The sequence below is a fragment of the Halorubrum ezzemoulense genome (assembly GCF_004126515.1).
Taxonomy (GTDB): domain Archaea; phylum Halobacteriota; class Halobacteria; order Halobacteriales; family Haloferacaceae; genus Halorubrum; species Halorubrum ezzemoulense.
Window position 1 is genome coordinate 2,659,131 of sequence record NZ_CP034940.1, and the last position, 19,401, is coordinate 2,678,531.

19 protein-coding genes and 1 other RNA gene are annotated in these 19,401 nt (G+C 69.6%); 4 read left to right on the plus strand and 16 right to left on the minus strand.

What is annotated here, in order from left to right; all coding sequences use genetic code 11:
• Positions 1-52: 52 nt before the first annotated feature.
• From hisD to EO776_RS13560, 6 genes are all read right to left on the minus strand, one after another.
• On the minus strand, positions 53-1,330 hold the full coding sequence (gene hisD, locus EO776_RS13540; protein WP_100050362.1) for a histidinol dehydrogenase: 1,278 nt from the start codon (positions 1,328-1,330) through the stop codon (positions 53-55).
• Between the two features lie 91 nt (positions 1,331-1,421).
• The gene (locus EO776_RS13545; protein WP_049930132.1) at positions 1,422-1,631 is read right to left on the minus strand and encodes a hypothetical protein; all 210 of its coding nucleotides are present in this window, start codon (positions 1,629-1,631) and stop codon (positions 1,422-1,424) included.
• Between the two features lie 6 nt (positions 1,632-1,637).
• Entirely contained in the window at positions 1,638-2,603 is a 966-nt protein-coding gene (locus EO776_RS13550) for a phytoene/squalene synthase family protein (RefSeq protein WP_086220654.1), read from the minus strand.
• A gap of 159 nt (positions 2,604-2,762) precedes the next feature.
• A complete protein-coding gene (locus EO776_RS19650) occupies positions 2,763-2,894 on the minus strand; it encodes an HVO_2523 family zinc finger protein (RefSeq protein ID WP_254921840.1) in 132 nt (43 codons plus the stop codon).
• Between the two features lie 95 nt (positions 2,895-2,989).
• Complete coding sequence (locus EO776_RS13555; protein ID WP_049930130.1) at positions 2,990-3,550, minus strand: hypothetical protein; 561 nt, start codon at positions 3,548-3,550, stop codon at positions 2,990-2,992.
• 103 nt (positions 3,551-3,653) lie between these two features.
• Positions 3,654-4,232, minus strand: coding sequence for a cysteine hydrolase family protein (locus EO776_RS13560; RefSeq protein ID WP_094521468.1), 579 nt, complete (start codon positions 4,230-4,232; stop codon positions 3,654-3,656).
• Positions 4,233-4,379: 147 nt separating this feature from the next.
• On the opposite strand from EO776_RS13560, the gene EO776_RS13565 reads away from it, so the two are divergent.
• The gene (locus EO776_RS13565; protein WP_100050361.1) at positions 4,380-6,173 is read left to right on the plus strand and encodes an Hvo_1808 family surface protein; all 1,794 of its coding nucleotides are present in this window, start codon (positions 4,380-4,382) and stop codon (positions 6,171-6,173) included.
• 74 nt (positions 6,174-6,247) lie between these two features.
• Entirely contained in the window at positions 6,248-7,408 is a 1,161-nt protein-coding gene (locus tag EO776_RS13570; protein ID WP_094580643.1) for a nicotinate phosphoribosyltransferase, read from the plus strand.
• Positions 7,409-7,456: 48 nt separating this feature from the next.
• Here the strand turns inward: EO776_RS13570 and EO776_RS19655 are convergent, their stop codons facing one another.
• The 3 genes from EO776_RS19655 to EO776_RS13580 form a co-directional block, all read right to left on the minus strand.
• Entirely contained in the window at positions 7,457-7,588 is a 132-nt protein-coding gene (locus tag EO776_RS19655; protein WP_254921841.1) for a hypothetical protein, read from the minus strand.
• Positions 7,589-7,590: 2 nt separating this feature from the next.
• Complete coding sequence (locus EO776_RS13575; protein WP_100050360.1) at positions 7,591-8,427, minus strand: DUF7260 family protein; 837 nt, start codon at positions 8,425-8,427, stop codon at positions 7,591-7,593.
• Positions 8,428-8,693: 266 nt separating this feature from the next.
• Positions 8,694-9,296, minus strand: coding sequence for a TIGR00296 family protein (locus tag EO776_RS13580; RefSeq protein WP_086216770.1), 603 nt, complete (start codon positions 9,294-9,296; stop codon positions 8,694-8,696).
• Positions 9,297-9,447: 151 nt separating this feature from the next.
• On the opposite strand from EO776_RS13580, the gene rnpB reads away from it, so the two are divergent.
• Positions 9,448-9,800, plus strand: an RNA gene (rnpB, locus tag EO776_RS13585) — RNase P RNA component.
• A gap of 330 nt (positions 9,801-10,130) precedes the next feature.
• Here the strand turns inward: rnpB and htpX are convergent.
• The gene (htpX, locus tag EO776_RS13590; RefSeq protein ID WP_049930122.1) at positions 10,131-11,003 is read right to left on the minus strand and encodes a zinc metalloprotease HtpX; all 873 of its coding nucleotides are present in this window, start codon (positions 11,001-11,003) and stop codon (positions 10,131-10,133) included.
• Positions 11,004-11,135: 132 nt separating this feature from the next.
• Here htpX and EO776_RS13595 point away from each other — a divergent pair, with 132 nt between their 5' ends.
• Positions 11,136-12,074 (plus strand): NAD-dependent epimerase/dehydratase family protein, encoded by a 939-nt coding sequence (locus EO776_RS13595; RefSeq protein WP_049930121.1) that lies wholly within the window; start codon positions 11,136-11,138, stop codon positions 12,072-12,074.
• Between the two features lie 30 nt (positions 12,075-12,104).
• Here the strand turns inward: EO776_RS13595 and flaJ are convergent, their stop codons facing one another.
• From flaJ to EO776_RS13625, 6 genes are all read right to left on the minus strand, one after another.
• Positions 12,105-13,841, minus strand: a complete 1,737-nt coding sequence (gene flaJ / locus EO776_RS13600; RefSeq protein WP_049930120.1) for an archaellar assembly protein FlaJ — start codon at positions 13,839-13,841, stop codon at positions 12,105-12,107.
• 69 nt (positions 13,842-13,910) lie between these two features.
• Positions 13,911-15,584 carry a type II/IV secretion system ATPase subunit gene (locus EO776_RS13605; RefSeq protein ID WP_129452447.1) on the minus strand — a complete coding sequence of 558 codons (1,674 nt, stop codon included), beginning with the start codon at positions 15,582-15,584 and terminating at the stop codon, positions 13,911-13,913.
• Positions 15,585-15,655: 71 nt separating this feature from the next.
• A complete protein-coding gene (locus EO776_RS13610) occupies positions 15,656-16,405 on the minus strand; it encodes an ATPase domain-containing protein (protein WP_049930118.1) in 750 nt (249 codons plus the stop codon).
• A gap of 1 nt (position 16,406) precedes the next feature.
• Positions 16,407-16,898: a flagellar protein G gene (locus EO776_RS13615; RefSeq protein WP_094521471.1), complete on the minus strand. Its 492-nt coding sequence runs from the start codon at positions 16,896-16,898 to the stop codon at positions 16,407-16,409.
• A complete protein-coding gene (locus tag EO776_RS13620) occupies positions 16,899-17,372 on the minus strand; it encodes a flagellin (protein WP_049930115.1) in 474 nt (157 codons plus the stop codon).
• On the minus strand, positions 17,362-19,260 hold the full coding sequence (locus EO776_RS13625) for a FlaD/FlaE family flagellar protein (RefSeq protein ID WP_129452448.1): 1,899 nt from the start codon (positions 19,258-19,260) through the stop codon (positions 17,362-17,364). Before EO776_RS13625 ends, EO776_RS13620 begins: the two co-directional genes overlap by 11 nt.
• Positions 19,261-19,401: the final 141 nt, after the last annotated feature.

Sequence of the window (19,401 nt, forward strand, 5' to 3'; positions counted from 1 at the left end):
TCCGCTCCGAGTCAGGCGGGGCCGGGGAGCGGAGAAGCGACGGGACGGCGAGTTACTGGAACCGCTTCCGCACGCTCTCGGCGTGCGCCTCCAGCCCTTCTGCGTCGGCGAGCGTCGTGACCGTCTCCGAGAGGTCGTCGAGGGCGTCGCGGTCAAGCCGCTGGACGGTCGAGGACCGCAGGAAGGTGTCGACGGAGAGCCCGCCGTAGCGCTTCGCGCCGCCGTTCGTCGGCAGCACGTGGTTCGTCCCGGCCGCGTAGTCCCCGGCCGCGACGGGGGAGTACGGGCCGAGGAAGACGGAGCCGGCGTTGGTGATCCGGTCGAGAAGCGCCTCGTCGTCGTCGGCCACGATCGAGAGGTGTTCGGCGGCGTACTCCTCGGCGAACAGCACGGCCTCGGGCATCGACCGCGCGTGGAGCACGCCGGAGGCCTCGTTGTCGAGCGCGGCCCGGATCGTCTCCTCGCGCTCACGCTCGGCCGCCTGCGCCTCGACCGCGTCAGCGACCGCCGCGGCGAGGTCGGCGTCGTCCGTGACCGCGACCACGGAGGCGTTCGGGTCGTGTTCGGCCTGCGCGACGAGGTCGGCCGCCACGAGGGCGGGGTCCGCCGTCTCGTCCGCGAGGACAAGCACCTCGCTCGGGCCGGCGAGGAAGTCGATTTCGGCGTCGCCTTGGACGATCGACTTCGCGGCCGTGACCCACTTGTTCCCGGGGCCCACAATCTTCTGGACCCGCGTCACCGTCTCCGTGCCGTAGGCGAGCGCGGCGACGGCCTGCGCGCCGCCGACCTGGTACACCGCGTCGGCCCCCGCCTCGTGGATCGCCGCGAGGGTGACCGGGTTCAGATCCGCCGCCGGCGGCGTGGCGACCGCGACGTGGTCGACGCCGGCGACGACCGCGGGGATAATCCCCATCAGCGCGCTGGAGGGGTACGCGGCCGCGCCGCCGGGCACGTACACGCCGACCCGGTCGATCGGACGGAACCGCCGCCCCAGCTCCCGGCCGCCGAAGTCGTCGCGCCAGTCCTCCGGGCGCTGCCGCTCGTGGAACTCGCGGACGTTCGCCGCGGCCTCGCGGACGGCGTCGAGGACCGGGTCGTCCGCGTCGGCCAGCTCGTCGTGCGCCCGCGCCGCGTCGTCCGTCACGTCGATGTTGCCGACGGCGATCCCGTCGAACTCCTCGGCGAACTCGCGGACCGCGACGTCGCCCTCCTCGCGGACCCGCTCGACGATCTCCCGCACGTCTTCGCGGACCCCCTCGACGCCGGCGTCGCGCTCGAAGAAGGCGCGGCGCTCGGCCGGCGAGAGGTCCGCGACGGTTCTTACGTCCATACGCTTCGTGGGGGTCGACGCGGCAAGGGCGTTCCGACTCGGGCGGCGCTGGCGGTGCCACGGCCGACCGGACAAGGCGGGCCGTCGACGCTCACGTCAGCGGGCGGATACCCGTCAGATCGAGGAGGGCGAGGACGACGAGACCGGCGAGCAGCCCGGCCGCCGCGAAGAGGACGGGCGCCGACGCGGCGACGGCGACCCCGTAGGGCGCCACCAGTCGGGTCGTGCCGCGGATGAGGAAGGAGACGAACACGAGACCGAACGCGGCGAACGCGAGGGCGACGAACCGGGAGCGGTCCACGGGCGCTCAGTCCGTCTGGGGAACGCCCGTGCCGTGGGGTCCGTGGCCGTGGGACTCGCGGCTGGGGTCGAAATCGGTACACATGTCGTAGAACACCGCCTCGGGGTCGCGGTTCCACTGCCACTTCCAGCGGGTGCGGACCAGCAGCGACAGCTTCCGGGTGAGCGACAGCTCCGGGGTCGTCGAGACGGTGTCGTACCCGAGGTTCCGGATGAGGCGGTGGTGGTCGACGTACAGCACCGCCGCGAGCAGCACCGCGAGCTGGCAGTCCTCGGGGAGGTACTTGATCCCCGCGACGCCCTCCTCGTAGAGGCGCTCCGTGCGGGCCATCTCCTCGCGGATCGCGGCCGCGACATCCTCGTCGAACTCCAAGTCGAGGATCTGCTGCTCGCTCACGCCGTGGCGCCGCAGGGTCTCTAGGGGGAGGTAGATCCGGTCGCGCTCGACGACGTCCTCGCGGACGTCCCGGAGGAAGTTCGTCATCTGGAACGCCTCGCCGAGCTTCGTGGCGTGCGGGAGCGCCTCGGCCTCCTCCTCCGGATCGAGGTCCATGATCGACGTCATCATCCGCCCGACGGCGGCGGCGGAGCCGTCCATGTACGCCTCTAGGTCCGCGTAGGTTTCGTAGCGGTCGGTGTCGATGTCGCTCTCCATCGCGTCCACGAACGAGTGAACGTCCGCGTCGGCGATGCCGTTCCGCTCGCGCACCTCGGAGAACGCCTCCAACACGGGGTCGTCGGTCGGCTCCTCGCCGAGCGCGGCCGCCCGGAGCCGGTCGAGTTCGGCCCGCTGCTCGGCGGGGGGCGCCGTGTCTTCGGCGTCGACGACCTCGTCGGCGATCCGGAAGAAACCGTACAGCACGTACGTCGGGTGACGAATCCGCTGCGGCAGTAGCCGGGTGGCGACGTGGAAGGTCTTCCCGGTGCGGCGCTGGATCCGCTTGCTCCGGGCAACCTGCTTTTGCTCTACCATGCTGACCTCGGTGGGTCGGCAAGGAGGGTCACGTACGGGTCGCCCATCATAAAAGAAAGGTCGGCCTCCAAGAACATAACAGTTCGCACGACACAGTTCGGGTGCCGATCGACCCCGGCCGTGCCGGCGATCGGCGCGGCGCGCGGCGCGACCGACGGCTCAGTAGAACGTGTCGCTACAGTCGTAGACGACGCCGTGCGCCGGACAGACGTACTTACAGTGCCGGTGGTACATCGGGGTCTCGCAGACCGGACACGGGCGACCGCCGTCGTCCGCGGGGGCATCGCTCACGGCAGACACACGCGGTCGAGAGGCAAAACCCTATCCACCGTTCACCGCGTCGAGATACCTGACCAGTCAGTCGTCGAGGGCGCCCCGGAAGCGAGTTACTCGTCCGCCAGTCGGTCGTACACCGAGCGAGCGACCGTCTCCTCGTCGAACGGGAGGGTTAACACGCCCCCCCACTCGGAGCCGGTGAGCGCCCCCACCGTCTCCCCGTCGAGTTCGACGCGCCGCACCTCGGTCCCGTCGAGCGTCATCGACACCACGAACGCCGCCGGGTCGTCGGTCGCCCCCGCCTCGTCGAGGCGGCTCCGGAACGACTCGATCCCCGCCTCGGAGAGCACGACCTGGACGAGGTACTCGCCGTCTTGGGAGAAGACGCCCTTGACGCGGTCGAGGTCGCTCGCGTCGAACAGCAGCGCGTCGGTCCCGTCGTCGCCGGTCACCCGCGCGACGAACGGCGCGTCGGGATCGACGCCGGCCGACGAGGGACCGGACCCGCCCCCTCCGTCGGCGGACGCGCCGCCCGTCGGTCCCGGACCGTCGCCGCCGATGCCGCCGGCCGCCTCGCCGTCCGTCACCGCCGTCGCGCCCGCGAAGCCGACGGCGCCGACCGCACAGACCGCGCCGAGGCCGCCGAGCACGCCCCGTCGAGAGATGTCCATACCCTGCGGTTTCGGCGAGCGGTAAAAAGGATTACACGCCGATTTCCGCGCGCGATAATTACGGAAATCAGGAACGTTCGACATCCGGAACGCTCGCCGCCGGTTACTCGGCGGCGAAGGCGACCTCGTCGCGGGTCGCCGTTTCGCCGAACAGCCACTCGGCGTGGTCGACCGCGTACTCGCGGTGGTCCTCGGTGATGTAGCCGAGCGCGTCCTCGACGACGACCGGGCGGTAGTCCCGGAGGCCCGCGCTCCCGGCCGTGTGGAGGACGCAGACGTTCGCGAGCGTGCCGCAGATCAGCAGGTCGTCGATGCCGTGCGCCTCGAGGTACCCCTCCAAGTCCGTCCGGTAGAAGGCGTCGTAGGTGTGCTTCTCGACGACGTGGTCGTCGTCGCGCACGTCGAGGTCGGCAACGAGTTCGGCGTCCCACGACCCCTCGACGACGTGTTCGCCCCACCGGTCGAACTCGTCGTAGTAGTGGGTCTCGTCGAACTGCTCGGGCGGGTGGACGTCGCGGGTGTAGACCACGCTCGCGCCGGCCTCCCGGGCGCGGTCGACGAGCGTCGTCACCGGCTCGACCGCCGCCTCGCTCGGCTCGGCGTAGAGGCTCCCGTCCGGGTGACAGAACCCGTTTTGCATGTCGACGACGACCACCGCGGTTGCTGTCGGATCGAACGCCATACCGGCGGTTAGCGCGCAGGGGGCAAAAACCGTCGTCCGTTCCGCGGGGTCCGCGCGGCGATCCGCCGACACGGCAGGAAAAAATCTGCCGGCCGCGGCGCCGAAGGAACCGACAAACTACTTACCGGGGCGGCCGATAAATCTCGTATGCGACGGGTTCTCAGCCCCTCGACCGCGGCCGCGATCGTTGCCGCGGTCGCCGTCCTATGTGTCGCCTTCACCGCCGGCGTCGCCGCCGCCCCCGACGCCGGCGCGGTCCCCGCCGAGTCGGCCGGGAACGGCCCCGTGACGTCCGACGCCGTGCCCTCCGCGTCGGCCGAGGAGTGCGGTCCTGGTGACGGCACCGAACTGGTGGGCTGTTGGAACGGGACCCACTACGAGGAGTCGGTTGACTTCGCGGAGACCGACGGGCTCAACGAGACGCAGTTGGCGGCGCTGACGGACCTGACGATGGCGCGCGTCGAACACGTCCGTCAGCGCCCCTTCCGAGAGGACGTGCCGGTCGAGACGGTCACCCGGGGCGAGTACCTCAACGGCACGGCGAGCGGGAACAGCTCCGAGGCGTTCCGGCGCTGGAACGACCAGGTGTGGGAGGCGCTGTTCGTCGTCGGCGACGACGCGAACGCCAACAGCGAGATCGACTCGGTGTTCGGCGGCGCGGTCTCTGGCTTCTACTCGCCGACGGCGGACCGGATCGTCATCGTCGTCCCCGACGGCGAGTCGCCGGATATCGACCCCTCCACGCTCGCGCACGAGCTCCTCCACGCGATGCAAGACCAGTACCACGACCTCACTGACCCGCGCTACGTCGGCGCGACGCAGGACAGCGACCTCGCAGTCGACGGGATCGTCGAGGGGGAGGCGGTCCACGTCGAGGAGCGGTACGCCGCCCGCTGCGCCGACAACTGGACCTGCGCCGAGCCGCCCGAGAGCGGCGGGGGCGGCGGCGACGTGCCCGACTTCAACTTCGGCATTCTCCAGACCGTCCTCCAGCCGTACGGCGACGGCGCGCTGTACGTCCGCGAGCTGCGCGACGAGGGTGGCTGGGCCGCCGTCAACGAGACGATGAACGACCCGCCGGCGTCGACGGCTGAGGTCATCCACCGGGACCCCGACTACGAGGAGCGCAGCGTGAGCTTCGAGGACACCGCGACCGGCGGGTGGGAGACGTACGCGGACCAGGGGGTCGACGGCGCGGAGACAGCGGGCGAGGCGTCGATGTTCGTGATGTTCTGGTACCAGAGCGCCGGGGTGCGGTTCGACGGCGGATACGAGTATTCGGTGCTCGAGCCGGACCGGTCCCCCGCGGAGAACTACAACGTCCACTTCCGCACCGACGCGGAGCTCCAAACCCGGGGACTGTACAACTACGCGCACCCCGTGACCGAGGGGTGGGCCGGCGACGAGCTGTACCCCTACCGGAACGGCGAGCGCGACGGCTACGTCTGGGCGACCGAGTGGCAGACAGAGGGCGACGCCGCGGCGTTCCGCGACGCCTACGTGCGGATGCTGACCGCGCACGGCGACGGCGACTACGCCGAGGGGACCGTGTACGAGATCGGCGAGGAGAGCGACTTCCCCGGCGCGTACGGCGTCGAGCGTGACGGGACGAGCGTGACGATCACCCACGCGCCCTCGCCGGCGGGCGTCCTCGAACTCCGGCCGGACGCCGACCTCGCGCTCCCGGACGCGGGCGACGGGGCCGACGGCGGTGACGGCGGGAGCGACAGCGGCGACGACGGCGACGTGAGCGACGGAACTGACGGCGCCGACAGGGCGAACGGGAGCGACGACGGGAACGAGAGCGGCGACAGGGCGAACGAGGGCGACGACGGGAACGAGAGCGGCGACACCGCCGGCAGTACTCCCGGATTCGGGGTCGCAGCGACGCTCGTCGCCGTTATGGCGGCGCTCGGGCTGTTCGCACGGCGATCTACGTGAACTGATCCGCCGGGGATCATCGCGCGCTCGCTGCGACACGGTGGCTTTTCGTCTCCGCGCCCGAACCGTCGAGCATGAGTGAGTTCGACATCGTCGACGCGGCCGCGATCCGGGAGGGCCGCGCGACCGACGCGTACTTCGAGCGGACCGAGGCGGCGCTGGAGGCGGCGGGGCGGAACCCGCGCGTCGTCGCCGAGGTGACCGCGGACCAGTTCCCGGACGGGGAGTTCGAGCTGTTCGCCGGCCTCGGCGACGCCGTCGAGCTGCTGGCCGGCCGCGGCGTCGACGTCGACGCGATCCCGGAGGGGCGGCTGTTCGACGGCGGGCCGGTGATGCGGATCGAGGGGCCGTACGCGGCGTTCGCGCGGCTGGAGACGTCGCTGCTCGGCTTCCTCTCGCACGCGTCCGGGATGGCGACGGCGGCGCTCGACTGTCGGGTCGCCGCGCCGGACTCCTCGGTGCTCTCGTTCGGCGCGCGCCACGTCCACCCCGCGATGGCCGCGGCGGTCGAGCGGTCCGCGCTCGTCGGCGGCTTCGACGGGTTCTCGCACGTCGCGGCCGGCGAGCTGCTCGGCCGCGAGGCGTCCGGGACGATGCCCCACGCGCTCGCCATCTGCTTCGGCCGCGGCGAGCAGGAGGCCGCGTGGCGCGCCTACGACGATGGCGTGCCGGGGGACGCGCCCCGGATCGCGCTGTGTGACACCTACTCCGACGAGGTCGACGAGGTCCTCCGCGCGGTCGGGACGCTCGGCGACGACCTCGACGGCGTCCGGCTCGACACGACCGGGTCCCGGCGCGGCGACTTCCGACACATCGTCCGCGAGGTCCAGTGGGAACTCGAGGCCCGGGGCCACGGGGACGTGGACGTGTACGTCTCCGGCGGGCTCGGCCCCGCGGACCTCCGAGACCTGCGCGACCTCGCCGACGGGTTCGGCGTCGGCGGGTACGTCTCCAACGCGGACCCGGTCGACTTCGCGCTCGACCTCGTCGCCGTCGACGGCGAGCCGGCGGCCAAGCGCGGGAAACTCTCGGGCGCGAAGTCCGTCTACCGCACCGAAGACGGCGCTCACGCGGTCGGGCTCGCGGGACGCTCTGGCCCGGACGGCGCCGAGTCGCTCATGGAGCCCGTGATCCGCGACGGCGAGGTCGTCGCCGACGAGGCCCTCGACCTGTCGGCGTCGACGGAGCGGGCGCTCGCGGACGCGGAGGCGGTGGGGTACGGGGACGACGAGTAGTTTGTCGCACGGAGGGGCGCGGTCGGAGAGACCGGCTCGGGCCGCGCGTCACCCGGTGTCGTCCGGCGCGTCGTCGTCCGGTCCGGTGGCGCCCGAGTCGGCGCCGTCCGGGTCGCCGAACAGGCCGAGACAGGCCCACGCCCAGCCGCGGGCTCGGACGCGGCGCGGTGAGTCGGACACGGTTACGCCCTCCGGACGAGGTGGTCGCGGACCGCCCGCCGGCACTCGCGGAGCGTCTCGACGAGGCGCGCGACGGTCGAGAGGACGGGGTACGACACCGTGAAGTCGTCGTACAGGTACGCGACGGTCGATCGCTGTCGGACGCCGACCGCGGCGCCGCGGCTGGCGGCCCGATCGAGGTCGGCCTGCCGCTCCGCCAGCAGCGCCTCGCAGGCCTCGATCCGCCCGCCGAGCGCCTCGTGGCGGCGACGCAGGGCGTCGAACCCGAGCGCGGAGAGGGGCGTCTCATCCGCGGTCGACAGCCAGTCGGTGGTCTCACGGACCGTCTCGCCAGCGGACCGGAGCGACGCCGCCTCGCGTTCGAGGGTCCGGTCGAACACGGCGAGCTCCGCGAGCCGGTCGTCGACGGCGGACGCTATCGCCGACGCGACCGGGCGGGTGAAATCGTGGTCCGTCTTCGGCGAGAGCGCGACCGCGACGGCGTCGCCCAGTTCCTCGCGGACGGTCGCGAGCAGCGGTTCGCCGTCGGAACCGTCGGGCACGCTGTGGGGCCGCACCGTCTCGGCGAACGCCTCGCGGACCGGGCGACAGCCGTCGGTCGACGCCGCGTTCGTCGCGCCGGCGATGGCGCGGACGCCGCCGGCGCTCGGTCCCGACCCGCCGCCGGTGCCGTTCCCGAAACCGGCGCCCCCGCCGCCGGCGCCGGTCGGCGCCGAGGCGGTCGGGATCGAGGCGAGAGCCGATCGGAACCGCTCGTACGCTCGTCGCTCGTCCGCCGTGGCGTCGCGTTCGGCCGCCACCCGGTCCCGGGCGCGGTCGACGTGCGTCTCGACGGTCACCGCGGATCACCGCCCTCGGGCGGTCGACCGTCTGCGTTGACCGTGTGAGTCATAGAGATTAGGCTAGCCTAAAACATAAAAAAGCCACCGGTTCGCGGGACCGTCGGAGCGCGGGCGCCGATCTGCGCTCGGCGGTCGAGACGCGAGGGAGCGACAGACCACGAGTGAGAGGGCGCCGCGGCTCAACGGGATGCGTCGAGCGGGAAGGAACGGTTTGCGAGACGACGGGGCCGGGACGAGCGATGTCCCGGCGCGAGCGGGTCGGCCTACAGCTCCTCGACCGCGCCGCCGTCGGCGCGCTCTCGGAACACCTGGCCCTCGATGAGCGTCACCATCGTGTCTTCCTCCTGCCAGGCGGTGGGCGAGAGCTTCGCCTTCCGGCAGGTTCGCGAGAGGAACTCCGCGGCCGACCAGCCGTTCTCGACGGGGACCGTCGGATAGAGCCAGCCGTGCGCGTTACCGCTGTCGACGGAGACGCCGTGGGTGCCGATCTCGAGGTCTTCAGCGGGATCGTTGGTGAGGACAGTGTTCGAGACGACGAACACCGAGACGGTGATGTTGTCGAGTTCCTTCGGCTCCACCTCGGAGCCGCAGGAGTCGCCCGAGGCGGCCTTGATGGCGGCCTCAACGATGGCGTGCCCGAGCTGGTCGGAAGTGTCCCACGCGCCGGCGCAGCCGCGGAGACGGCCCCGCCCCCGAGTCGACTGGAGCCGAACGAAAGCGCCGGTGCGGGCGTAGAACGCCTCGCGCATGCTTCCGGGCTGTTCGCGTTGCCCGTGTCGAACGAACGACTCCACCGCCTCCCGCGCGAGTTCGACCGCTCGTGCACCGTCGTCGTACGACAGCTGAACGGTCTGGGCCTCGGACATGGGAGTCCATTGCGTTGCTGGCGACTTGAACGCTTCCCTTGTGGCACCGCGCTCGCGGCGTTCGCGGCGTCTCCGCCGAACCCCGCAGATTCCGCCCGGCGGACGCGCCCGACCGATCCGCTTATTCGCCGGCGGGCGAAACGGGAGAACGGACAGAGGGAGCCCGACTCCCGTGCCTCCGGCATGAGGAAAGTCCCCCCACCGGCCGGACAGGCGACCGGGCACACGCCCGGAGTCGGAGACGGCTGGCTCTGGAACAGCAACGACACCCCCCGCCCCGACCGATGATCCGCGCGAACCGACCCGCAAGGGAAGGGAGTTAACCCGGAGAGGGTACGTGGGTTTCCCACGTCGTACGTGGCTCCGCCGCGTCCGAGACGGGCGGGAACGGATGGAACGGCGAATCCTCGCCGGTGCAAGTCCGCGCCACAAGGTAGTCCGGCCGCGGCGCGGACGCTCAGCCGAATGTCGGGACGAACCGAAGGGGGCTTACTCCCCTCAGTCCGCTCACACCGACCAGCGGTGCGATCCTTCCGCGATCATCGAGAAGTGAACGAGTCGGTGGCGCGTGCCTGCGAGCGGCCGGAGCGAAGCGGCGGCCGCGAGGAGTACGCGCGAGGGAGTCGCTGGCCCCGGAGCGAAGCGGAGGGCGCCAGCGACGAGGCTGGGGAGGCGTGAGGATGCGGTCACGGTCGGGCGGGGCTTCGGGGGTTTCGTCGTCGACCCACTCTCAGCGGTTTCTAAGTGAGCTGCCGGGACTTCGGGAGCGTTCGCCGTTGATCCGCTCTCAACGACGTATACACGACCGAGCAAAAATCGCGATCCGAACCCGTCTCAGGCCGTTTCCATTTCCTTTTCGAGCTCGCGGAGCTTCTCGATGCGGTTCTCCGTCGAGGGGTGCGTGGAGGCGATCTTGCCGACGAAACCGGCCTTGATCGGGATGATGAAGAACGCGTTCATCTCCGCCTCCTCGCGGAGGTCCTCCTCGGGCACCCGGTCCATCCGCCCGTCGATCGTCATCAGCGCCGAGGCGAGCGCTCCGGGCTTCCCGGTGATGAGCGCCGCACCGCGGTCGGCGGAGTACTCGCGGTACCGCGAGAGCGCGCGGATGAGCAGGAACGAGATCACCCACACCAGAAGCGACGCGACGATGGCCACGATGACGGGCGCTCCCTGCCGGTTGTCGCCGCCGAGCAGCCACCCCCACCGCACGATGAAGAAGGCAATAGTGGAGAGGAACGACGCGATGGTCATCACCATCACGTCGCGGTTCTTGACGTGGGCGAGCTCGTGGGCGAGCACGCCGTCGAGCTCGTCCTCGTCGAGGCTCTCCAACAGTCCGGTCGTTACCGCGACGGTCGCGTTCTTCTTGTTCCGGCCGGTCGCGAACGCGTTCGGGACGCGGGTGTTCGCGACCGCGACGGTCGGCTTCGGCAGGTCGGCCTGCTGGCTCAGGCGCTCGATCCGGCGGTGGAGGTCCGGGTACTCGTCCGGGTCGACCTCGCGAGCGCCCATGCTCCGGAGCGCGAGCTTGTCGCTGAAGAAGTACTGCGCGAGCGAGAACGCGCCGAACATCGCGAGCGTGAAGATGATCCCGACGTTGAACACCTCGATCAGGACGCCGATGAACACGACGTAGAGGGCGAAGAGGAGGAACATCGTGAACCCCATTCGTCCACGGAGCCCCCAGTCTGTCTTCCAGTCCATACCCCAAGATTACCGCTCGGCGCGTTAAAGCCTGCCGGAGCCGAGGACGATGCGACCCTGAGGCGCCCGCCCGCAGCGGTGCGGTTTTCGGCGCAACGCTGCGTTTTTGCCCTGCGACCGCGACGGCGACGCATGGACACCGTTCTCGTTACCGGCGGCCGCGGCGCCTCCGGGCGCTGGGTCGTCGACCGGCTCGCGGGCGATTACGAGGTCGTCGTCGTCGACTACGACCACCCGGGCCTCGGCGTCAACCCCGCCTCGAACGTCTCGTTCCGCGCGGCCGACCTCGCCGAGCGCGAGCAGGCGCTCGACGTCGTCGCCGCCGTCGACCCAGACGCCGTCGTCCACTGGGCGGCGATCCCCGTGGCCGGAACCCACCCCGAGGGGCGGGTGTTCGAGACGAACGCGCTCGCCGCGAAGCACGTCCTCGACGCCGCCGGGCGAGCGGGCGCGCCGGTCGTTCAGGCCTCCAGCGACGGCGCGTACGGCTTCTTCTTCGCCGAGCCGACGCCGTTCCCGGATGAGTTGCCGGTCACCGAGGGGCACCCGCTCCGCCCAGAGGACCCGTACGGGCTCTCGAAGGTGACCGCGGAGGCCGCGGCGGGCGCGGTCGCGCGCCGCCACGGCGTGTCGGCGGTCTCCGTCCGCCCCTCGTGGATCCAGTACCCCGGCGACTACGCCTGCCGCGCGGACGAGTACGTGGCCGACCTCGAGGCGGGCGCGGGCAACTTCTGGTCGTACGTCGACGTCCGCGACGTCGCCGACCTCGTCGCGGCCGCGCTCGCGGACCTCCTCGGCGACGACTCGGCCGTCGCGCTCGGCACCCACGAGGCGATCAACTGCGTCGCGGCCGACAACGCGCTCGGTCGCCCCCTGCTCGAACTCCTGCGCGAGTCGTACGGCGAGGTTTCCGACGACTGCGCGGTCGACGGGAGCGCGCTCGCGGAGGGCGACGACCGCGGCGCGTACGCGGTCGCGAAGGCGGAGCAGCTGTTCGGGTGGACGCCGTCGCGGTCGTGGCGCGACGCGGCCGACGAGGCGGTCACCGAGCCGGCACTGTTCGAGGGGTGACTCGGCCGGGCGACAGCGACCGATTTCCGGTCAGATCGACAGGATCGCGTTGACGAGGGTCCGCGTCGCGATGGCGGTCACGGAGCCGAGCCACGTCAGGAGCACGAAGTGGATGTAGCCGTTCGCGGGGTTCCCGCCGTCGATCCGGCGGATCATCTGCGAGGAGAGCGCCGCGTTGAACAGCACGACGGTGAGGAGGAGGTACTCGATGAGCGGGATGTCGTAGGCGCCGGGGTAGACGATCTGCCCGATGTCCATCTGGTCGAGCCCGAAGTCGGCGGTCAAGTCCGCGAGAATCGCAACGATCTCCAGCCCGATGAAGAAGGCGAACGTCGCGGCCGCGGTGATCCCGTACAGCAGTCCGATGAACGTCATCGCCGCCTGCCGGCGCTGCTCGCGCAGCTGGTTGACGGCGTTCATGTTCTTCGAAATCAGCTCGCCGAGCATCTTCGGGTCCCCGCCCATCCGCCGGCCCACGAGGTACATCTCGGAGAACTTCTGGATGAGGTACGAGCGCGTGTCTCGCGTGAACGCCCGCCACGCGCCCTCGGTGCTAATTCGCATGTTGAGCCGGCGGTAGAGCCGCTCGATCGACTCCGAGAGCTCCCCGAAGTTCTTGTCGCGCAGCGTCGTCAGCACGTCGGTGGTCGTCGACTGCTTCGCGCTCTCGGTCGCGCCCAGCGCGCGCACGAACGACGGGAACTCGCCGTCGCGGGCGGTGATCGCCTGCTCCTCGCTCCGAAGGACGACCCCGGTGATGATCAGCGGCGAGATGGGGACCGCGAGGTACAGCGGCAGCCGCACGTCGTCGAGGAAGAAGAGGAGACCGGGAAGCCCGGGCCCGTACCCGAACATCCCGGCGGCCGTGATCCCGATGAGGAGGAACGAGAGCGCGCCGCCGCCGATCAGCGACCCCCACAGCTTCAGGTCGCCCGGGGAGCGCTCGTCGGGGTGGTACCAGATCGGGTCGTACGGCGACGTGGCGCGGATCATCGCGTAGAAGCCGAGCTGGACGAAGACGAACAGCACGATGACGGCCGCGACAGTCGCGGTCGGGTCGTTACCGGTGAGGATCGGGAGGACGACCGCGAACACGAGGGCGAACGTCATCGAGAGGATCATCGACATGTACAGGTCCTTCATCACCTCCAAGTTCGAGAGCGCGGACTCGTAGCGGGTCTCGTACTGTGCCAGCATGACGTCCTGCTCAGAGACGAGGAACTCTTCCAGCGACTGCCCCGCGCCCATGGTGTAGCCGAGGCGGTCGAAGAAGTCGGCCATCGCGTCGGAGGGGACCTCCTGAGCCCGACGCCGACACGCGTCGTCGAGGCTCTGGTTCCACGTGTCGACGAGGTGGACGACGCGGCCGATCTCCTCGGCGGCGACGCCGTACTCCTCCTCTTTCGCCAGCGTCCGGAACACCTCCATCCGGTCGATGTTCGTCGTCGACAGCACCGTCATGTGCGTCATCACGAGATGTAGTTGGTTGTCGATCTTCGTCTCCAGACTGGAGAGGTAGATCTTCGGGTAGATCACCGCCGCGAACAGGATGAGCCCGCCGAACATCGGGATCGGGACCCGGGCGGCGAAGGGGAGCGGCAGCGCGACCAAGCCGACGACGCTCGCGAGGAAGACGAGCACGGCCGGGAACAGCACGAGCCCGACGTACTTCCCCTTGGAGATGTCGAGCTGCTCGTACGACTCCATGACCTCGGAGGTCAGTTGGGCGGCCGTCGCGAGCCCGTCGCCCACCTGTTTCACCGCCATCGTCAGCGTCCCTCCGGCGCCCTCGCGGGCGGTTCGTCACCGAGCATCGTCACGTGTCCCCGAGCATCGTCACATCGTGTTCCGGTGCATCTCGAAGGGGAGCCCCTCGACGCCGTCGCGCTGGAAGGAGTTGATCGCGTCGTTCACCTCGTGGTAGCCCAGAATGCCCTCCTGAATCATCCGCTCGATGAGCTCCGCGCGGAACTCCAGGTCGTCGTAGATGTCGCGGGTGTCGGCGTAGCCGAGCAGCGTCGCGATCTGCTCTTCGAGCACGTAGGAGTTGTTCATCCCTTGGAAGACGATCTCGTCTTCGACGGGGTCCCAGCTGAACACCTCGCGGGTGACGACCCCCTCCATCTCCTTGGAGTACCCCTCGATCTCTTGGACGCTCGTCACCCGGCGCAACACGTCGTCGCCCTGTTTCACCCGGTTCTGGAACAGCGCCACGTCGGCGTTGTCCATGAACGTCTCCGGGACGTTGATCGGCTCGGAGGTGAACCGCTGGATCATCGAGACGATGTCGGACGCGTGGAACGTCAGCATCACGGGGTGGCCGGTCTGGGCCGCCTGGAACGCCATGCGCCCCTCGGCGCCCCGGACCTCGCCCACGATGATGTAGTCGGGGCGCGACCGCAACGCCGCGGCGACCAGATCGAACATATCCACGTCGGTGGATCCCTCGGCGCCGCCCTCACGGGTCAACAGCTGCTGCCACGTGCTGTGCGGCGGGATGACCTCCGCGGTGTCCTCCGCGGTGTATATCTTCGAGTCGTCCGGGATGTACGAGAGGATGGCGTTCAGCGTCGTCGTCTTTCCGGACGCCGTCTCCCCGACCACGAATACCGTCTGCTCGTTCTCTAGGCAGAGCCAGAGGTACGCCGCCAACTGCGGCGAGAGCGTTCCCCAGTTCGTGATCTGATTGATCGACAGGGGCACCTCGTCGCCCTGCCGGATCGTGAGCGAGGACCCCTTCAGCGAGACGTCGTCGGAGTAGATGATGTTGATACGCGAGCCGTCGGGCAGCGTGGAGTCGACGATCGGATCGGAGTCGGAGAGGGGGTCGCCCATCCGCTCGCCCATGTTCCGCAGCCAGTTGTCGAACTCCTCGGGGGTACCGAAGTCGACGGTCGTCTCCAGCATCCCGAAGGTGCCGTGGTCGACGTGACACTCCTTGGGGCCGATGACGTGAATGTCCTCGTTGGCCGGGTCGCGCATGATCGGTTCGAGGGGGCCGAGCCCGACGATGTCGCGGTTAAGCCGGTATCGGATGTTCTCGTAGGTCTCCTCCGTGACCGAGAGTTTCCCCATGTTGAGGACCTTCGAGAGGTTCCCGCGGAGTCCGCCGTTCTGCTCGTCGATGTGCGTGACCTCCTCTAACAGCTCCTCGATGAGGTCGTCGTACTCGGCCTCGTTGTCCGGAGCGGTGTGTTGACCGCTCACGGTGAGGAGCCGGTTTTTCACCTCGTTGAGGATCTCGGCCTGCGAGCCGGAGAGCTCCGGCTCGATGGCGTAGTACTTCGTGTCCTGCCCGAGGTCGCCGTAGATGTGGCTGTAGATGGGGCCGCCGACCGGATAGATGACGTTCGGCCGGTTGGACTCGTACTCGTCTTTCGGCTCCTCGATGAACTGCGGGAACTCCCCGGTGATCTGTTTGAACTCCCGGAGGTGCTCCCGGAGGTGCGGCCGCCGCATCGCGGCCTTCCGGAGCTCGTCGGACGGTTTGGCGGTGCCGTGTTCGGTCATGTCCCACGCTCGGTCGTCGCGGTGGTCGCAGTCCGCGCGCGCGGACCGGCTGTGCGTCTGCGGGCCATGTGTTAGGCGACGCTGCGGCTCTCAATGACGATTCCGGTTCCGGAACGCACCGAGAACCCGATCGTGTCGCCGACCTGTTCGCCCATGCCCGCGAACCGCTTCACGTTGATCTGCCGGCGGATGTCGTTGCCGACCTCGATCATCTCCAGTTCGAGGAACACGTCGGCGATGGAGCGGAACGGGCCGATCGCCTCGTCGTCGACCGCTGAAGGGTCGACAGTGAGCACCACCACCTTTCCCTGCGAGATGATCTCACGGAAGAAGGAGATGATCTCGAGAGCGGCTTGCCGCTCCTCGTTCTTCCGAACAAGCGCCTCGAACGTTGGGTCATTGCGGAAGATGGCGTCGAACGTGTCGAGGAAGACGACGTCGGAGTTCCACATGGCCTCCGCTTCCATCAGCCGCTTGAGCAGCTCCTTGCGCTCGCCGTCGCCGTCGGAAAACGCGCCGCCGGAGTCGAAGTCGGCGTGGAGGAAGAGCAGCTCTTCTTGCAGGAGCGGCTTCACCATGTCGTACTCCAGCGAGTGCATCTGGTCGATGAACCCGCGGACGGTGAGCTCAGTCGACATCATCGTCACCGAAGCGCCCTCCTCGACAAGCCCGTAGGCGAACCGCTGAGAGATGGCGCTTTTCCCGGCCCCGTAGTCGCCCTCCATGAGGACGATGCTCCCGCGGGGGATGCCACCGCCGAGCTCCTTGTTGAGTCGGTCGCGCTCGCCGAGGCCGAGCGAGAGAAGGTTGTCGTGGGGCATCTCAGTTACCCCCCACGCGGAACTGGAATAGCTCCTCGTCCCCATTGACGGTGATGAACACCCGGTGGTCGCCGTCGACGAGCCCGCCGTTCACGCCATCGATGTCGTTTACGCTGATCGTGAGCCGGAGCACGTCGCCGCGGCTCCACGCGTTCGCGCCGTCGGCGGAGACCAGCGTGCCGGAGAGCTTGCTTGGCCGCACGTACCCGCCGTCAAAGACGACGTCGAGGTCCGACCCGTCGGGCGCGAGCCGATAGGTGCCGGTGTTCTTTATCAGCAGCGTCACGTTGCCCTCGGCCGCGTTGTACACCCCCGCGCTCGGGTCGGAGATGATCGTCACGTCGGTCCGGAGCTGCTCGGTCGCGTCGAGCCCCGCGTCGTCGACGGCGGCGCTCACGCGGTCGACGCCCGTCGTGATCGTGCCGACGACGCCAGCGGCGATCACCAAGCTGGCGATGAACAGGATGAGGTGCGAGACGGGGACGCTGGCCATCTACGCACTCACCTCCGTCACGGTCGCGGCGTCGCGGACACCGGACTCGACGACGAGGACCACGCGGGTCTCGCCGCCGACGATGTCGGTCTCCACGGTGCCGCCGACCGTCACCGACAGCGTCTCGTCGCCCAGCCAGAGCGCGGTGTCGGCGTCGCCGTCGACGGTCGTGGCAGCGTTCGAACCCCCGACGTCGACGTACTCGTTGCCGACTAGGAGCGTCGCGTCGTCGGCGACGAGTCCGATCGAGCCCTCGTTGGTGGCGTTGACAGTGAGCTCGCCGGTCGTCGCGTTGAACGTCGCGCTCGTCACGGAGAAGTCAGTGTTCTGCCGTTCAAGCGCGCGCTCGTTGACGCCGTGTTGCGCGTCGGAGACTCGCTCGATCCCGTTGGACGCCACAGGGTAGAACGTCGTGAACGCGAAGAACAGCCCCGCGACGATGATGGCCGTAGACGCGGAGACGCTAACGCCCATCTCCCCACCCTCCGTCGGCCGGATCGGCGCGGTCAGAACGGGGATTCGGGTCGTTCATCGGTCGCGTGGAACCGTTCCGCTCGCGCCGGTCGTCGCGGGGAGCGTCGCCGCGGTTCGCCCCGCCGTCGCGGTCCGCGCCGTTCGTACCGTGATCCGCGCCGTTCGTGCGTCGCTCGCGCTCGTCCGGGGCCTCTCGGCGACCGGACGGCTCGTGCCCGTTCCGCTTCGGGGCCGAGCGGTCGCCGCGGGCCGGGTCGGCGCGACCGCCGCGGCGGCCTCGGACCGGCCCGCCGCCAACGATCGAGCCGCCGGCGAGGTCGTCCCAGCGGTCGAGGAGGACCGTGTGGCTGCTGGTGCCGTTGAGCTGGGTCACGTACCGGAGGCTGCGGGTGTGGTGTTCTCGGACGAGCCGGTCGGTGCCCGGACGGTCGACGAGGTTGCGGTCGATCGTGCCGAACCCGGAGAGGAAGTCCCGGAGCCGCGCCGCGGCGTCGGGGCCGATCCACTCGATCCGCTCGTAGTAGTTGATGGCGCGCACCGCGTCGGTGACATCGCTCTCGGAGACGAGGAACTCCAGCCACTCCATCACGAGGAGGTCCCCGACGTAGTCGCCCGGGAGTTCGGTGAGGTATGGCTTGCCGCGGTTGCCGCTCCCCGAGAGGTCGTCCTCACCGACGTACTCGAAGCCGCCGGACGCCTCAGCGGGGTCGCCGCCGGGTCGACGGCCGGGGGCGGGATCCGGTTCGGCGCCTCGCGCCGGTTCGGGGTCCGCCGGTTCGCCGAAGTCGTCGCCGCCGGTCTCGGCCCCGAGGTCGTCTCCGCCGAGGTCGTCACCGAACCCGTCGTCCGCGGCCCCGTCGTCGAACGAGTCCGTTTCGTCGCCGGGGTTGTCGAACGAGTCGTCCCCGTCGTCGAACGGGTCCTCGTCCGCGGCGTCGTCGCCCTCTTCGGCCCAGTCGGCCTCCCCGGAGTCGTACTCCTCTTTCAGTTCGCTGAAGCTCTTTCCGTCGTCATTCATATCGTCTTCCTCGTCCGCCGTTTCGGTCTCGGACGCGGCGTCGTCCGTGCTGTCGTCATCCAGTTCCTCGAAGTCATCGTCGAGGTCGTCGAACCCGCCGTCGTCGACGTCATCGTCGAGGTCATCGAACCCGCCGTCGTCGACGTCATCGTCGAGGTCATCGAACTCGTCCGCCTCCGCGCCCGCTTCCTCGTCGAGGAGGTCGTCGTCGAAGAACCCGTCCGCGTCGGCGTTCGCGACGTCCTCGTCAAGATCCTCCTCCTCGCCGCCGTCTTCATCGTCGAAGATGCCGAACGAGCCCTCGCCGCCGCCGGCGACGCTGTCGAAGCCGCCGGAGTCGTCGACGAAGGGGTTGATGCCGCGGGTGACCATCTCGTAGATGTCGAGGAGGTTGCGGACATCCTCCTGAATGTCGTCGACGGCGTTCGAGATCTCCTCGTTCTCCGAGCGAACCGTTGAGACGGTCGAGGAGAGCGACGCGACCTCGTTTTCGAGCTCGTCGAGCCGGTTTTCGAGCTCGTCGGTGGCCGCGCCACCGCCGCCTCCGCCGCCGCCGCCGTCGTCGAACTCGTCGTCCCACTCGTCCATGCCGTCAAAGTCGTCGAAGCCGTCGCCATCACCGCCCATGCCGCCGCCACCGCCGCCACCGCCACCACCGCCGCCACCGCCGCCACCGCCCATACCGCCGCCCATCCCTCCACCCATGTCGCCGCCGAAGGGATCGTCGTCGCCGTCCATACCCCCGGAACCGTCGTCGCCGGATCCGTCGTCGTCGAGGAACCTGTCGAGGACGCTCGCACCGACGAGCCCCAGCGTGGCGACTGCCCAGACGGCGGTTGGAGCTCCCCACACCGGTAGTTCGAGGCCCATTACCGTGTACGACCCGCAGAAGGCACTTCAATTCACCCCTCAAAATATCAACCGTGAGAAAGCATGCCGTCGGGCGAATATCAGACGTTACAGGAGTATATGCGGAGAACTGAGACGGGACCGGACCGGCCGCCGATCGGC

Bases quoted from the DNA above. Each gene is read 5' to 3' on its own strand.
- hisD (WP_100050362.1), bottom strand. From the start codon at position 1,330: ATGGACGTAAGAACCGTCGCGGACCTCTCGCCGGCCGAGCGCCGCGCC.
- EO776_RS13550 (WP_086220654.1), bottom strand. From the start codon at position 2,603: ATGGTAGAGCAAAAGCAGGTTGCCCGGAGCAAGCGGATCCAGCGCCGC.
- EO776_RS13555 (WP_049930130.1), bottom strand. From the start codon at position 3,550: ATGGACATCTCTCGACGGGGCGTGCTCGGCGGCCTCGGCGCGGTCTGT.
- EO776_RS13560 (WP_094521468.1), bottom strand. From the start codon at position 4,232: ATGGCGTTCGATCCGACAGCAACCGCGGTGGTCGTCGTCGACATGCAA.
- EO776_RS13565 (WP_100050361.1), top strand. From the start codon at position 4,380: ATGCGACGGGTTCTCAGCCCCTCGACCGCGGCCGCGATCGTTGCCGCG.
- EO776_RS13570 (WP_094580643.1), top strand. From the start codon at position 6,248: ATGAGTGAGTTCGACATCGTCGACGCGGCCGCGATCCGGGAGGGCCGC.
- EO776_RS13580 (WP_086216770.1), bottom strand. From the start codon at position 9,296: ATGTCCGAGGCCCAGACCGTTCAGCTGTCGTACGACGACGGTGCACGA.
- htpX (WP_049930122.1), bottom strand. From the start codon at position 11,003: ATGGACTGGAAGACAGACTGGGGGCTCCGTGGACGAATGGGGTTCACG.
- EO776_RS13595 (WP_049930121.1), top strand. From the start codon at position 11,136: ATGGACACCGTTCTCGTTACCGGCGGCCGCGGCGCCTCCGGGCGCTGG.
- flaJ (WP_049930120.1), bottom strand. From the start codon at position 13,841: ATGGCGGTGAAACAGGTGGGCGACGGGCTCGCGACGGCCGCCCAACTG.
- EO776_RS13605 (WP_129452447.1), bottom strand. From the start codon at position 15,584: ATGACCGAACACGGCACCGCCAAACCGTCCGACGAGCTCCGGAAGGCC.
- EO776_RS13610 (WP_049930118.1), bottom strand. From the start codon at position 16,405: ATGCCCCACGACAACCTTCTCTCGCTCGGCCTCGGCGAGCGCGACCGA.
- EO776_RS13615 (WP_094521471.1), bottom strand. From the start codon at position 16,898: ATGGCCAGCGTCCCCGTCTCGCACCTCATCCTGTTCATCGCCAGCTTG.
- EO776_RS13620 (WP_049930115.1), bottom strand. From the start codon at position 17,372: ATGGGCGTTAGCGTCTCCGCGTCTACGGCCATCATCGTCGCGGGGCTG.
- EO776_RS13625 (WP_129452448.1), bottom strand. From the start codon at position 19,260: ATGGGCCTCGAACTACCGGTGTGGGGAGCTCCAACCGCCGTCTGGGCA.